Source organism: Brevundimonas sp. SS2672 (assembly GCF_059579685.1).
In genome coordinates this window covers 340,410-355,340 of sequence record NZ_CM184201.1, presented here as the reverse complement: position 1 = coordinate 355,340, position 14,931 = coordinate 340,410, and the positions used below count along the sequence as shown (strand labels likewise).

Below are 14,931 nucleotides of genomic sequence, written 5' to 3'. Positions count from 1 at the left end.
TCCAGTCCTTTGGCTTCAGGCGTACCCTGAGGGCGTCACCCTGCTTTCGATCGGCCGCAGCGAAAAAGGCTCTTACTGGATCCCGGCGTCCGCCGGGATGAGCGGTCGGCGCAGGCGTGCTAATCCCCCGCCGAAATTCTGGAGTTCGCCATGCCCGTCACCACGGTCGGCCTCGATGCCGACGACACCCTCTGGCACAATGAGACCATCTTCCGCCTGAGCCACAAGCGGTTCGCCGAACTGCTGGCCGACCATGCCGAAGAGCCGGTGATGATGGACCGCCTGGCCCAGGTCGAGCGGCGCAACCTGCGGCTCTACGGCTACGGCGTGAAGGGCTTCACCCTGTCCATGCTCGAGACGGCGATGGAGCTGTGCGACGGCTCGGCCCCGCCTCACATCGTGCGCGAGATCCTGGCCGCCGGGCGCGAGATGCTGGTCCATCCCGTCGAGACCCTGCCCGGCGTGGCCGAGACGGTCGCCGAGCTGTCGACGCGATACCGCCTTATTCTGATCACGAAGGGCGACCTGATGGACCAAGAGCGCAAGCTGGCCGCCTCACGCCTCGGCGAACACTTTTCAGCCGTCGAGATCGTGTCGGAAAAGGATCGTTCGACCTATGAACGGGTTTTCGCGCGCCAGGGCGTGACGCCGGACCACGCGGCCATGATCGGCAATCCCATGCGGTCGGATGTCCTCCCCGCCATCGCCGCCGGCGCCTGGGGCGTGCACATTCCCTACCACCTCACCTGGGCTCACGAACTGGCCGACGCCCCCGAAGGCCACCCCCGCTACGTCACCCTCAGCCGCTTTGACGAGGTGCCGAATTGGCTCGCCGATCACACGGAATAAATCGAACATAGTTCTTCAAAATTACCGCAATAACTCGACGTTATTCCGCCTTAATTGGGCACAATTTGTCCCAAATTTGCAACAACGACACATTACCGTCTCGTCATATTCACCTTGCCGTCGATCCAACTTGACCCGCGTCCGATGAGGCAATCCTGTGGCGCTCCATGGTCTATACCGTGACGTTTTGTAAGGCTCATTCGCATGCGTTTTAATCGCTCCTCCCTCCTCGCCAGCACCGTGCTGGCCGGCGTCGTCGCCGCCGCCGCCAGCGCCGCCAGCGCCCAGGTCGATCAGCCGGCCTCTGACGCGCAGGCCACCGAAGTCGGCGAGATCGTCGTCACCGGCTCGCGTATCCGCCGCAGCGCCGCCAACGCCCCGACCCCGATCATCCAGGTCTCGCAGGAAGAGATCCTGTCGACCGGCCAGACCAGCGTCATCGACTATCTGGCCACCATCCCGGCCCTGCAGAACTCGACCGTTCCGTCCGACACCACCGGCTCCAGCCTGAACACGGGCGGCCTGTCGCTGGCCAACCTGCGCTCGCTGGGCGCCAACCGCACCCTGACCCTGGTCGACGGCCGTCGCCACATCGGTTCGTCGGGCGGGGAACTGTCGGTCGACGTCGACGCCATTCCGCGTCTGCTGATCCAGAACATCGAAATCATCACCGGCGGCGCCTCGTCGGTCTACGGCGCCGACGCCGTCTCGGGCGTGCTGAACTTCATCCTCAAGAAGGATTTCGAAGGCCTGGAGATCGACGCCAACTACGGCCAGATCAACGACAACGGTGAAGCTACCCGCCGCATCTCGGGCCTGATCGGCAAGAACTTCTTCGACGACCGTCTGAACGTCTATGCTCACGCCGAGTACGAGAAGATCGACAACGTCGATTCGATGGACATCGACTGGATCCGTCGCGGTCCGGCCCGTCTGGCCATCGACGCCGATCCGACGAACAACCCTTATGACGGCCGCCTCGACGCTCAGGTCTTCTACGGCCTGAACCGCCTGGACATCCTGCCCTGGGGTCAGACCACCCTGGCCAACCTGCAGCGTCCCAGCGACCTGACCAACCCCAACGTCCCGTACCAGAACTGCTTCTCCGACGGCGACTTCACCTATGCGGCCAACTGCTACGGCATCATGCCGGGCAAGACCTTCGTCTACGACGGCGGCGTGGCCCGTGAAGCCAACTTCGGCCAGCGCGTCGGCAACGTCGGCATCAACCGCCCCTACAACATCGGCGGCGACGGCATGCCGATCGGCGAAGTTTCGGGCTTCAGCCGCGTTCCGGCCTCGGAATCGCAGCGCTATCAGGTCGGAACGAACTTCAAGGTCACCGACTCGATCAACTTCCACGCCTCGGCCAAGTACATCACCGAGGAAACCTTCATGCGCGGCCAGCCGACGTTCTTCGACATCGACCTGGACAACAGCTCCTACGGCGCCGGCCAAACCAACTCGATCTGGGCGACGTCGGCCTTTGATCTGCGCTGGGCGGACAACGCCTTCCTGCCGCAGTCGATGAAGGACGCCATCGCCAACAACCGCATCGACGTCTACGCGCCGCCGACCGCCGAGAACGCGGGCGAGCTGATTGACTCCGTGGCCCTGCCGATCGCGCGTCACAGCTTCTTCGGCCCGCAACGCTCGCAGCGGAACACCCGCGACCTGCAGCGTTACGTCGTCGGCTTCAACGGCGACCACGGCCCGGTCGGTTTCGCCAAGTCCCTGTCCTGGGACCTGGGTTACACCTACGGCAAGATCGAGATCGAGAACATCGAGCGCGGCGTGGACGTGCAGCGCATGGCCCTGGCGGCTGACGCTGTGGTCGACGCAACGGGCATCCTGGGAACGCCCGGCGCGATCGTTTGTCGTTCGACGCTCATGAACGCCCGCGGCGACGCCACGATCGCCGACCGCGTCCGTGGCGGCGATCTGCGTGACACCGAGTACGGCCGCAACGCCATCGCCCAGTGCACGCCGCTGAACATCTTCGGCGAAGGCAACCAGTCCGCCGAGGCCCTGGAGTACGTCGACGCCTTCGTCCGCGTCGAGGAAATGAACGAGCAGCACCAGCTCCTCGGCTCGTTCTCGACCGAGCTGTGGGACTTCTGGGGCGCCGGCAACCTGGGCTTCGCCTTCGGCGGCGAATGGCGCAAGGAAACCACCTCGGCCGTCGGCCGCAGCACCACGGCGGGCGACCGCCTGCTGTTCCTGAACACGGGCGCCGACTTCCCGGAAGTCAGCTATGAGTCCAAGGAACTGTTCACCGAACTGTCGGTGCCGCTGTTCCGCGACTCCATCCTGGGCGAATACGCCGAGCTGAGCGGCTCCTACCGCTGGGCCGACTATTCGACCGTCGGCAACGTCGACGTCTACGGCGTGAACCTGGTCTACCGTCCGATCCGCGATCTGACCTTCAAGACCAGCTTCAACACCTCGGTTCGCGTTCCGAACCTGGGCGAGAACTTCTCGCCGTATGGCCAGACGTTCGCTAACGCCTTCACCGACCCGTGCGCTACGACCAGCATCGCCGGTCTCGACGACCAGCAGATCAAGGCCAACCGCGTCAAGAACTGTACGGCGCTCGCCGCGCAGCAGGGCCTGACCTTCGACTTCGCCGGCGACACCGCCACCAACACCGACGACTTCAACCCGAACTACACCTCGGGCATCGCCGGCGTTTCGGGCGGCAACCCCAACCTGGAGCCGGAAGAGTCGGAATCCTTCACCTTCTCGACCGTCTATCAGCCGAGCTACGTTCCGGGCCTGACCCTGTCGCTGGACTACTACGAGATCCGCATCGACAAGGTCATCGCTGCGGTTTCGGCCGCCAGAATCGCTGAAAACTGCGTCAACGGCGCCGAACTGAACATGGACGCCTGTAACTCCATCTTCCGGAACAACCCGGACATCGAGTTCGGCATCGGCGCTCCCTCGGGCGACCCGATCGGCGGCTTCATCGAGCGCTCGTTCAACTATGCGGCCCTGGAAACCCGCGGCCTCGACTTCGGCGCCAACTATTCGTGGGACACTGCGGATTGGGGCAAGAACTGGGGCGCCTTCGACTGGCGTCTGCAGGGCTCGTGGCTGATCGAGCAGAAGCAGTTCCTGAACGAGTCGGATCCGTCCGACTACACCGAACTGGCGGCCAGCATCGGCCTGAGCGGCACCAACGCCTATCCGCGCGTCCGCATGGCCTCGTCGCTGTCGTGGCGTCCGAACGACATCTGGAACGTGAACTGGACCGCCGACTGGCAGTCCGCCACGAACATCGTCCGCGCCCGCGACTTCGTGAACAACGCGGACTCGCGCCTGGTCGACCAGATGAACACCGGCAACTTCGTGCGTCACGACCTCACGGTGCGTTACAACGTCCGTGACGACCTGACGCTGCGCGCCGGCGTGGTGAACCTGTTTGACGCGGAACAACGCGACATCCTGGGCACCACCATCTACTCCAACTTCGACCCCTACGGCCGCCGCTTCTTCGTCGGCCTGAACTTCCGTCCCTTCTAAGAACGGACAAGGTTCGAAACTCTGCGGGGGCGGTCCTTACGGGCCGCCCCTTTTTCTTGAGCGGTAAGGCCGGATAAGCCCTTGCCCCCCGGCCCCTCCCTCTCTAAACGGGCCGCTTAACCGACAACCCGAACGGATCGGCCGCGAGCGCGCTCGCGCCCGTCCGTCTGCGCGCGTGGAGACCGCCGCCCTGACCAGTCATGAAGAAAAGGACGCCATGGTGCGCGCCGCGCTCGCAGAGCAGGGCGACAGCGGGATCACCCCGCGCCATACGCTGTTCTACTTCTACGGCGAGGAAGAGGCGCACGGCGACCTGTGCGAGGTGGCCCGCCGTGCGGGCTTCCTGACGCGGGGCCAGGGCGACATGACCGTCCTGGAGACCACCATGCCGGTCGACGAGGCGTCGTTTTCGCCTGTGTCGGCCATGATGCAAACCTGGGCCGCGGCCTTCCAGCTCGACTACGACGGCTGGGAGTGCGCGGTCGTGACGAACTGAGTAGACGCCGATGCCCAAGCGCACAGACATCCAGTCCATCCTGATCATCGGCGCCGGTCCGATCGTCATCGGCCAGGCGTGCGAGTTCGACTATTCGGGCGTTCAGGCCTGCAAGGCGCTGAAGGCCGAGGGCTACCGGGTCATCCTGGTCAACTCGAACCCCGCCACCATCATGACCGACCCGGAGGTGGCCGACGCCACCTATATCGAGCCGATCACGCCCGAGATGGTCGAGAAGATCATCGCCAAGGAGAAGCCGGACGCCCTGCTGCCCACCATGGGCGGCCAGACGGCCCTGAACACCGCCCTGGCCCTGAACGCCTCGGGCGCCCTGGCCCGTCACGGCGTCGAGATGATCGGCGCCAAGGCCGAGGTCATCGACAAGGCCGAGGACCGTCAGAAGTTCCGCGACGCCATGGACAAGCTGGGCCTGGAATCGCCCCGCTCGCGCGCCATCCACCACATCGAGGAAGCCGACGAGGCCCTGGCCTTCGTGGGCCTGCCCGCCATCATCCGCCCGTCGTTCACGCTCGCCGGCACCGGCGGCGGCATCGCCTACAACGTCGAGGAATTCCACGAGATCGTGGAGCGCGGCCTGGACCTGTCGCCGACCACCGAAGTGCTGATCGAAGAGTCGGTGCTGGGCTGGAAGGAATATGAGATGGAGGTCGTCCGCGATCATGCGGACAACTGCATCATCATCTGCTCGATCGAGAACATCGACCCGATGGGCGTCCACACCGGCGACAGCATCACCGTCGCCCCGGCCATGACGCTGACGGACAAGGAATATCAGATGATGCGCGCGGCCTCGATCGCCGTGCTGCGCGAGATCGGGGTCGAGACGGGCGGCTCGAACGTCCAGTTCGCGGTCAACCCCAAGGACGGCCGTCTGGTCGTCATCGAGATGAACCCGCGCGTGTCGCGCTCCTCGGCGCTGGCGTCCAAGGCCACCGGCTTCCCGATCGCCAAGATCGCCGCCAAGCTGGCCGTCGGCTATACGCTGGACGAGCTGAAGAACGACATCACCATGGTGACCCCGGCCAGCTTCGAGCCGGCCATCGACTATGTCGTCACCAAGATCCCGCGCTTCGCCTTCGAGAAATACCCCGGCTCCGAGCCGTCGCTGACCACGGCGATGAAGTCGGTCGGCGAGGTCATGGCCATCGGCCGCACCTTCCAGGAATCCATGCAGAAGGCCCTGCGCGGGCTGGAAACGGGCCTGAACGGCTTTGACGACATCGAGATCGACGGCGTAACCGGCGCCGAGGACGACGCCGCGATCAAGGCCGCCGTCATCCGCGCCCTGGGCCTGCCGACGCCGGACCGCATCCGCGTCATCGCCCAGGCCTTCCGCCACGGCCTGACCGTGGAAGAAGTTCAGGCCGCCTGCGCCTATGAGCCGTGGTTCCTGCGCCAGATCGCCGACCTGATCCGCACCGAAGGCCACGTCCGCGTTCAGGGCCTGCCTACGGACGCCACCGACTTCCGCAAGCTGAAGGCCAAGGGCTTCTCGGACGCCCGCCTGGGCGCCCTGACCGGCAAGACCGAGGGCGAGGTCCGCAAGGCCCGCCGCGCGCTTGACGTGCGCCCGGTGTTCAAGCGCATCGACACCTGCGCCGCCGAGTTCGCCAGCGCCACCGCCTATATGTATTCGACCTATGAGACCGGCGCCCTGGGCCAGGTTCCGGCCTGCGAGGCCGAGGTGTCGGACCGCAGGAAGGCCGTCATCCTGGGCGGCGGTCCGAACCGCATCGGTCAGGGCATCGAGTTCGACTACTGCTGCTGCCACGCGGCCTTCGCCTTCGACCACATCGACGTCGAGAGCATCATGGTCAACTGCAACCCCGAGACGGTCTCGACCGACTACGACACCTCCGACCGCCTGTATTTCGAGCCGCTGACGGCCGAAGACGTGCTGGAGCTGATCGACGTCGAACGCTCCAAGGGCGAACTGCTGGGCGTGGTCGTCCAGTTCGGCGGCCAGACCCCGCTGAAGCTGGCCCATGCGCTGCAGGAAGACGGCGTGCCGATCCTGGGCACCAGCGTCGACAGCATCGACCTGGCCGAGGACCGCGAGCGCTTCCAGCAGATGCTTCAGGCCATCGGCCTGCAACAGCCGCCCAACGCCCTGGCCCGCTCGGCCGAGGAAGCCGCGATCAAGGCCGAGGAGGTCGGCTATCCGGTCGTCCTGCGCCCGTCCTACGTCCTGGGCGGCCGCGGCATGATGATCGTCCACGACCGCGAGGGTCTGGACCGCTACGTCGGCGAGGCCATGCGCGTCTCGGGCGATGATCCCGTCCTGATCGACCACTATCTGAACCGCGCCACCGAGGTGGACGTCGACGCCCTGTGCGACGACGAGACCGTCTTCGTCGCCGGCGTGCTGGAGCATATCGAGGAAGCCGGGGTCCACTCGGGCGACAGCGCCTGCTCCATGCCCCCTTCTCCCTGCGTCCCGAGACCGTGGCCGAGCTGAAGCGCCAGACCACCGCCATGGCCAAGGCCCTGAAGGTGCGCGGCCTGATGAACGTGCAGTTCGCCATCGAAGAGCCGCACAGCGAGAACCCGCGCATCTTCGTGCTGGAAGTGAACCCGCGCGCCAGCCGCACGGCGCCCTTCGTGGCCAAGACCATCGGCCAGCCGGTCGCCGCCATCGCCGCCAAGGTCATGGCCGGGGTTCCGCTGTCGTCCTTCGGTCTGGTGGACAAGGAACTGGACCACATCGCGGTCAAGGAAGCCGTCTTCCCCTTCGCCCGCTTCGCCGGGGTCGACACCATCCTGGGCCCGGAAATGCGCTCGACCGGCGAGGTCATGGGTCTGGACTGGAAGCGTGAAGGCGAGACCGATCTGGCCCCCGCCTTCGCCCGCGCCTTCGCCAAGTCCCAGACCGGCGGCGGCACCATCCTGCCGACCGAGGGCACGGCCTTCGTCTCGGTGCGCGACGCCGACAAGCCCTTCATCGTCGAGGCGGTGAAGACCCTGCTGGCGCAGGGCTTCTCGGTCATCGCCACCGGCGGCACCCACAGCTACCTGACCGAACAGGGCCTGGACGTCGGCCTGGTCAAGAAGGTGCTGGAAGGCCGTCCGAACATCGTCGACGCCATGAAGAACGGCGAGGTCCAGTTGGTCTTCAACACCACGGACGGCAAGCAGGCCCTGGCCGACAGCTTCTCGATCCGTCGCACGGCGCTGATGATGAAGATCCCCTACTACACCACGGCGTCCGGCTCGCTGGCCGCCGCTCAGGGCATCGCCGCCGTCCGCCACGGCGAGATGGATGTCCGCCCGATCCAGAGCTACAACTGAGATCAGGCCCTGTCCTGAACCAGAAGGCCCCCGCCGAGCGATCGTCGGGGGCTTTTTCGTGCCCCGCCTCGGCGCCGCCACCACCCTATAGTCACCGTCATCCCATATAGTCGCCGTCATCGGGCTTGCCCCGAGGATGACGCAGAGAGGGCGCGCACACGACCTCTTCCCCGGTTGCCCCCTCCCCTCCAGCGGCTAAGGTCGCTCCCGACACCGGAGGGGACACCATCATGAAGAAGACCACGCTCACCGCTATCCTGGCCGCCGTTCTGGCGGCCGGTTCCGCGCCCGCCATCGCCCAGGACGCGGGGCTGAAGGCCGCCGTCAAGGCGGACTACGACGCCAACCTCGGCGCCCTGTTCGACCACTTCCACCGCAACCCGGAACTGTCGGGCCTCGAAGTCGAGACCTCGGCGCGCATGGCGCAGGAACTGCGCGCCCTGGGCTATGACGTCACCACCGGCGTCGGCGGCACCGGCGTGGTCGCCGTCCTGCGCAACGGCCCCGGCCCCACGGTCATGATCCGCGCCGACATGGACGGCCTGCCGGTCGAGGAGACGTCGGGCCTGGCCAACGCCTCCACCGCCCGTCAGGTCGACAGCGACGGCGTCGAAAAGCCCGTCATGCACGCCTGCGGCCACGACGTGCACATCACCGCCCTGGTCGGCACGGCGCGTCAGATGCAGGCGCGCAAGGCCAACTGGTCCGGCACCCTGGTTCTAGTCGCCCAACCGGCCGAGGAGCGTATCTTCGGCGCCCGCGCCATGGTGCAGGACGGCCTTTACTCCCGCTTCCCCAAGCCGGACTACGCCCTGGCCTTCCACGTCTCGGCCGACACCCCGACGGGACGGATCGGCGTGCCGCTGGGCATCACCTCGTCCAGCTCGGACAGCGTGGACATCGCCGTGCACGGTGTCGCCACCCACGGCGCCTCGCCGCATCTGGGGGTCGATCCCATCCTGGTCGCCTCGCACATCGTGGTGGGCCTGCAGTCCCTGCGCAGCCGCGAGACCAGCCCGCTGGAGGGCGCCGTGGTCACGGTCGGCGCCATCAAGGGCGGCATCAAGCACAACATCATCTCCGACCGCGTGGACATGCAGCTGACCGTCCGCGCCGACAGCCCCAAGGTCCGCGCCAAGCTGCTGGACGGCATCGACCGCATCTCGGCCAACACCGCCCGCGCCCTGGGCGTGCCCGAGGATAGGCTGCCGACCGTCGTGCGCTCGCCGCTGGAGAACACCCCGCCCACCATCAACGACGCCGAGACCGCCGCACGCGTCCGCGAGGCCCTGACCGCCGCCCTGGGCGAAGGGGTGCTGATCGACAATCCGCGCACCGGCATGGGGGCCGAGGACTTCGCCGAGTTCGTTACCCCCGAGCTGGGCGTGAAGGGCGTCTATTTCCGCGTCGGCGGCACGCCGCCCGATCAGGTGGACGACGCCCCCGGCCACCACTCGGGCCTGTTCCGCATCACGCCCGAGCCCGCCGTCACCCTGGGCGTGGAAGGCTCGGTTCTGGCCGCCGAGGCCCTGATGCCCAAACGCGCGGAATGAGACGATAAGGCGAGGCCGGGGCGCTGAACCCGGCGGCGTCCCGGCCGTTGCTCCCGCAGGTTCCGCATCCGTAGGAGACGCCGTCCATGCCTCTGCCTCGCCTTTCCGCCCTGCTGGGCGGCCTGCTGCTGTCGCGTCGGGGCCGCAGCCTGGCCGCGCGCCATGCCGGCAAGATCGCCCTGGCGACCCTGGCCTGGCGGTTGTGGAAGAGCCGCCGCGCCCCGGTCCATGACGTCCCGCGCGGCGCCCGCACGACGTCCCCGCCGCCCCATCGGCGCCGTCGCTGGAGCGGGCGGCGGCGCTGAGGTCCGCAAGCCGACCGAGGAAACCCGGCCTGCCCGGCGGCGTTAACACTTTCATGCGTCTGTCTGTTCTCCAGGTCATCGCGGCCCTGTTCGCGGCCGTCTGTCTCGTCATCGCCTTCATCGCCGCGGGCGTCGCGGTCGTGTCCGGCGTCTTCATGCTCCTGGCCGTGGCGGCCCTGGGGTTCATCGCCTGGACGGCGCTGCGCCGCGCCTTCAGCCGGGATCGCCGGCCCTCCGTCCCGCCCGCTCCGACCACAAGGCCGTGAACAGGGACTGAATCGGGGCTGCGCGCTTCCGCCACGCCGAATGGCGCCGGTCGGCCATCTTGAGTTTGGGCGTCGGGCGCCCTACCTTCTTGGGCCGGTCACGCAACGCCCCCGTGGCCGCAGCGGTACCGGAACGTCTCTCACCTGTCTTCGGGCGTAGCAAGAAACTCACGACACAATGGAAAAAGTGCCGATGACGGCCGAGGGGTATCGCGCCCTCGACGATCAACTCAAGCAATTGAAGTCGGTGGAACGACCCAGCGTGATCGCCGCCATCGCGGAAGCCCGCGAGCATGGCGATCTGTCTGAAAACGCCGAATATCACGCCGCCAAGGAGCGCCAGGGCTGGATCGAAGGCTCGATCGCCGAGATCGAGGACAAGCTGTCCCGCGCCCAGGTGATCGACGTGTCCAAACTGTCCGGCGATCAGGTCAAGTTCGGCGCCACCGTCACCTTCGTGGACGAGGACACCGAGGAAGAAGGCGTCTATCAGATCGTCGGCGAACACGAGGCCGACGTGAAGCTGGGCAAGATCTCCATCGCCTCGCCGATCGCCCGCGCCCTGATCTCCAAGGAGGTCGGCGACGTGGTCGAGGTCAACACGCCCGGCGGCGTGAAGGCCTATGAGATCCTCAAGGTCGAGTGGAAGTAACCTCCGCCGACATCGAGGCTGAAGGCAGGGCGCGCGGCATGGCCGCGCGCCCTCTTTCCATCTGGGTCGTGTCCGACGGCCGCACCGGCATCCAGAACCAGGCCCTGGGCCTGGCCGAGGCCGTCGCCCGCCTGACCCCGGCCGAGATCACGGTCCAGACCGTCCGCTGGCGCCCCGCCTTCGACCGCTGGCCCTCGGGCCTGAAGACCCCCGCCATGCTGGCGCCGGGGTCGTTCGATCCGCGCGGCGTCGCCGAATGGCCTGACCTGTGGATCGCCACGGGCCGCGCCAGCCTGCCCCTGTCGGCGCGCGTGCGCGACTGGAGCGGCGGCAGGACCTTCGTCGTCCAGACCCAGGACCCGCGCTGGCGCAACGACCGCTACGGCCTGATCGTCGCCCCCGCCCATGACGCCCTCAGCGGCCCCAACGTCCTGTCGATCACCGGCAGCCCTCACCGCATCACGCGCGAAAGGCTGGCCGAGGCGGCGCCCGCCTTCGCCGCGCGCATCGCCCCCCTGCCCCATCCGCGCGTGGCGGTGATGGTGGGCGGAGCGTCCGCCGCCTTCGACCTGCCGCCCGCCCACGCCGCCGATCTGGCCGGCCGCATCGCCGAGGCCGTGACCGCCGCGAACGGCGCCCTGCTGCTGACCTATTCGCGGCGCACGCCGCAGGCGGCCAAGGCGGCGATGACCGAACGCCTGTCGGCCCTGCCCGGCTGGATCTGGGACGGTACGGGCGACAACCCCCTGTTCGCCATGCTGGACGGCGCTGACCACATCCTCGTCACCGAGGACAGCGCCAACATGGCCGCCGAGGCCGCCTCGACCGGCAAGCCCGTCCATATCCTGCCCATGATCGCCAGGAAGGCGCCAGGCAAGTTCGCCCGCCTGCACGCCGATCTTCAGGCCCGCGGCGCCGCCCGCCCCTTCGACGGGACGCTGACGCCCTGGGCCTATGAACCGCTGAACGAAACCGAGCGCGCCGCCTGCGCCGTGCTGGCGGCCATGCCGAAGCGCTGAGGCCCCAGGCCGCTCCCCAGCGGCCCCTCCCAGCGGCCAAGGTGGCGAAAGGCCCTCGCCGTCCCCATATGTCGGGATCAAGGCAAAACCCGGCCCATGAATCGACGGCGGCAACGCCGGCGGTCGGCTGCGCCTTGGCCGAAGCTCAGTCACGGAAAGGACGTTCTAATTGATCGTGGAAAATTTCATCCGCCTCTACGCCCATGACTTCAGCCAGATGGCTGGCCGCGCCGAGATGGGACAGGATGTCGATGAAGCCCTGGCCCGGCGTGTTCGCGACGCCGACAATCACGCCCAGGTCATGGACCAGCGCAAGGGCAAGGGCCATCTGACCGCCCTGGTGGCCCGCATCCGCGAAGAGGCCGCCCTGTTCAACGGCCGCGTCATGCGTCATGGCGCGGACCCCGCCGAGGCGGCGGAGCGCCGTCAGGTCTTCCTGTCCGACGTCGCGGACACCCTGGAGCAGCTGAGGGCGGCCCGCGCCGCCGACGCCAAACAGCCGGCTCACGCCTGAATCCGGCCTGTGAATGTCGCATCGGCATCGCGCTTGAGGGAATCAGCGCCTAAATAGGCGCCATGACCCAAGCTCGTACCGTCCGTGTCGCCATCATCGGTTCCGGCCCCGCCGGCTGGACCGCCGCCATCTACGCCGCCCGCGCCTCGCTGAACCCGGTGATCATCGCCGGGCTTCAGCCCGGCGGCCAGCTGACCATCACCACGGACGTCGAGAACTATCCCGGCTTCGCCGAGACCATTCAGGGCCCCTGGCTGATGCAGCAGATGCAGGCCCAGGCCGAGCATGTCGGGACCGAGGTCATCCACGACATCGTGGTCAAGGCCGACCTGTCCCAGCGCCCCTTCCGCCTGACGCTGGACTCGGGCTCTGAAATCCTGGCCGAAACCGTCATCATCTCCACCGGCGCCCAGGCCAAATGGCTGGGGCTGGACTCCGAGTCCGAATATCAGGGCTTCGGCGTCTCGGCCTGCGCCACCTGCGACGGCTTCTTCTATCGCGGCAAGCAGGTGGTGGTCGTCGGCGGCGGCAACACCGCCGTCGAGGAAGCCCTGTTCCTGACCAACTTCGCCGAGACCGTCACCGTCGTTCACCGCCGCGACGAGTTCCGCGCCGAGAAGATCCTGCAGGATCGCCTGTTCGCCCATCCCAAAATCAAGGTCGTCTGGGACGTGGCCGTCGAGGAGGTGGTCGGCGTGGTCGACGGCGTGGCCCGCAACGTCACCGGCGTGCGCCTGAAGAACGTCAAGACCGGCGAGATCAGCGAAATCCCCGCCGACGGCGTCTTCATCGCCATCGGCCACGCCCCCTCGTCGGAGCTGTTCAAGGGCCAGCTGGAGACAAACTCCGGCGGCTATCTGCGGGTCCGGCCGGGCACGGCGGCGACCGCCATCGAGGGCGTCTGGGCCGCCGGCGACGTCACCGACGACGTCTATCGTCAGGCCGTGACCGCGGCGGGCATGGGCTGCATGGCCGCCCTGGAAGCCGCCCGCTTCCTGGCCGAGGAAGACCACAAGGCCGCCCAACACCCCATCAGCCACAAGGAAGCCGAGAAGATCGGCGCCTGGTGAACCTCGGCCGCTCCGGCGGCCGATCCTTCCCGCCTCGAAGGGCGGCGGTTCGCGATCAGGGCCGCCGCCTGATCGTCCAATCTCCCTCGCGCGGTCCCGTCGTCGCCATCCACTCCGGCTTCAGCGTCAGGGTCCAGCCGTCCCCCGTCATTCCATCCTGCGTGGCGCTCGCTTCGGCAAGGGCCACGGACAGGCGTGACCAATCGCTCGACAGAAGGGCGCCGCCCTTCTCGACCTCCAGCACGCCCCAGTCCGTCGCGGCGCGAATGACGCCATAGACCGATCCTTCCGGCGGCAGAGGGGTCACCTGATTGGGATCAAAGCTGAAGCCGGCGCCGGATACGGGCGCGACCAGAACGGGACCGTCCACCAGTCCGGCCCTCAGGGCGGCGACGCGCGCCGCCTGTTCGCGCGCCCTTGCCGATTCCTCGGCCTCGATCTGCGCCGCGCCGTATCTCGCCCCGCGTTCCGCGAAGGCCGCGTCATCGGCGGCGACCTCCAACCCCAGCGCGCGCGCCAGCATCCGCCCCAGTCCCTCGCGGCGATCCCAGTCCGCCTTCCAGCCCGGCGCCGCCTCATCCAGAAGGACGCCATAGGCGGGGCCGGTGTAATAGGCGAAGGATCGGGCGTATGCGCGCACCCGGTCGCCCCTGGGCAGGTGCGCGGCGAGGCGGGACGTCATCTGATCATCGCGCGACAACAGGCGGCCGGTGTATTCGGCGACGCCCTCGTTCCGCTCCATGGCGTCCTCGGCGGCCTGCGCCTCCGGGAACCGGGCGTGCCGCCAGGCCCGAAAGGCCAGAGTGTCCTCGACCGCCCGACGGCGCTCCACCGGCTCGACCGCCGCGAGCGCCGCCGACAGGGCCCGCAACTCCAGACGCAGGGACAGCCGCCCCGCCTCGGTCTCCAGTTGAGGCTGGTCCGCGTGGATCGCCTTCAGACCGATCTGGTCCTGGATGCGATGCCAGGCCTCGTGCATCAGCAGGATGGACCGCGCCGTCTCATCCTCCGGCAGCGGCGCCATCAGCATGGTCCAGACCCGACCGTTCCAGCGCACCGCCGTATTGGCGATGGGCACGGCGTCCGGCAGCCGCCCTGTGAAGAGCGCGCCTTCCCGCTCCAGGGGCGCATCGACGCCGTCCGCATTGGCGATGAAGTCGCGCGTCGCCGGATCGGCGATCAGGATCGGCCCGCACAGCGACACGCCCCACGCCCGACCGCCGTCCGCGTCGCACAAGGCCTGGGCCTGTCCGAAGACCGTCGCGGCCGAGGCGGCGTCCAGTCGCGCCTGCGCCAGGGCGGCCTCCGCCGAGAACAGGACCAGTCCCATGGCCAGGCCGAGCCGCCCTCCCCCGATACGCAACGTCATGACT

11 protein-coding genes and 1 pseudogene are annotated in these 14,931 nt (G+C 67.8%); 11 read left to right on the top strand and 1 reads right to left on the bottom strand.

All coding sequences use genetic code 11. The features are described 5' to 3' along the window. Nucleotides 1–150: 150 nt before the first annotated feature. From AC52GN_RS01765 to trxB, 11 genes and pseudogenes are all read left to right on the top strand, one after another. A complete protein-coding gene (locus AC52GN_RS01765) occupies nucleotides 151–849 on the top strand; it encodes an HAD family hydrolase (RefSeq protein WP_496527985.1) in 699 nt (232 codons plus the stop codon). 204 nt (nucleotides 850–1,053) lie between these two features. Beyond that, nucleotides 1,054–4,374, top strand: a complete 3,321-nt coding sequence (locus AC52GN_RS01760; RefSeq protein WP_343828517.1) for a TonB-dependent receptor domain-containing protein — start codon at nucleotides 1,054–1,056, stop codon at nucleotides 4,372–4,374. Nucleotides 4,375–4,549: 175 nt separating this feature from the next. Further along, complete coding sequence (locus AC52GN_RS01755) at nucleotides 4,550–4,870, top strand: ribonuclease E inhibitor RraB (RefSeq protein ID WP_003166071.1); 321 nt, start codon at nucleotides 4,550–4,552, stop codon at nucleotides 4,868–4,870. Nucleotides 4,871–4,880: 10 nt separating this feature from the next. Continuing rightward, a pseudogene (gene carB, locus AC52GN_RS01750) lies at nucleotides 4,881–8,179 on the top strand (carbamoyl-phosphate synthase large subunit). Nucleotides 8,180–8,409: 230 nt separating this feature from the next. Further along, complete coding sequence (locus AC52GN_RS01745; protein ID WP_496527984.1) at nucleotides 8,410–9,732, top strand: amidohydrolase; 1,323 nt, start codon at nucleotides 8,410–8,412, stop codon at nucleotides 9,730–9,732. An 86-nt stretch (nucleotides 9,733–9,818) separates the two neighbouring features. Beyond that, on the top strand, nucleotides 9,819–10,037 hold the full coding sequence (locus tag AC52GN_RS01740) for a cysteine protease (RefSeq protein WP_496527983.1): 219 nt from the start codon (nucleotides 9,819–9,821) through the stop codon (nucleotides 10,035–10,037). A gap of 53 nt (nucleotides 10,038–10,090) precedes the next feature. Then, nucleotides 10,091–10,303 carry a hypothetical protein gene (locus AC52GN_RS01735; protein ID WP_291779317.1) on the top strand — a complete coding sequence of 71 codons (213 nt, stop codon included), beginning with the start codon at nucleotides 10,091–10,093 and terminating at the stop codon, nucleotides 10,301–10,303. A gap of 178 nt (nucleotides 10,304–10,481) precedes the next feature. Further along, a complete protein-coding gene (gene greA, locus AC52GN_RS01730; protein ID WP_003170051.1) occupies nucleotides 10,482–10,955 on the top strand; it encodes a transcription elongation factor GreA in 474 nt (157 codons plus the stop codon). 38 nt (nucleotides 10,956–10,993) lie between these two features. Continuing rightward, complete coding sequence (locus AC52GN_RS01725; protein ID WP_496527982.1) at nucleotides 10,994–11,974, top strand: mitochondrial fission ELM1 family protein; 981 nt, start codon at nucleotides 10,994–10,996, stop codon at nucleotides 11,972–11,974. Nucleotides 11,975–12,143: 169 nt separating this feature from the next. Beyond that, nucleotides 12,144–12,488 carry a hypothetical protein gene (locus AC52GN_RS01720; protein WP_291779309.1) on the top strand — a complete coding sequence of 115 codons (345 nt, stop codon included), beginning with the start codon at nucleotides 12,144–12,146 and terminating at the stop codon, nucleotides 12,486–12,488. A 62-nt stretch (nucleotides 12,489–12,550) separates the two neighbouring features. After that, nucleotides 12,551–13,558 (top strand): thioredoxin-disulfide reductase, encoded by a 1,008-nt coding sequence (gene trxB, locus AC52GN_RS01715; protein ID WP_291779307.1) that lies wholly within the window; start codon nucleotides 12,551–12,553, stop codon nucleotides 13,556–13,558. Between the two features lie 55 nt (nucleotides 13,559–13,613). Here trxB and AC52GN_RS01710 read toward each other — a convergent pair whose 3' ends face one another. Beyond that, nucleotides 13,614–14,927, bottom strand: coding sequence for a hypothetical protein (locus tag AC52GN_RS01710; RefSeq protein WP_496527981.1), 1,314 nt, complete (start codon nucleotides 14,925–14,927; stop codon nucleotides 13,614–13,616). Nucleotides 14,928–14,931: the final 4 nt, after the last annotated feature.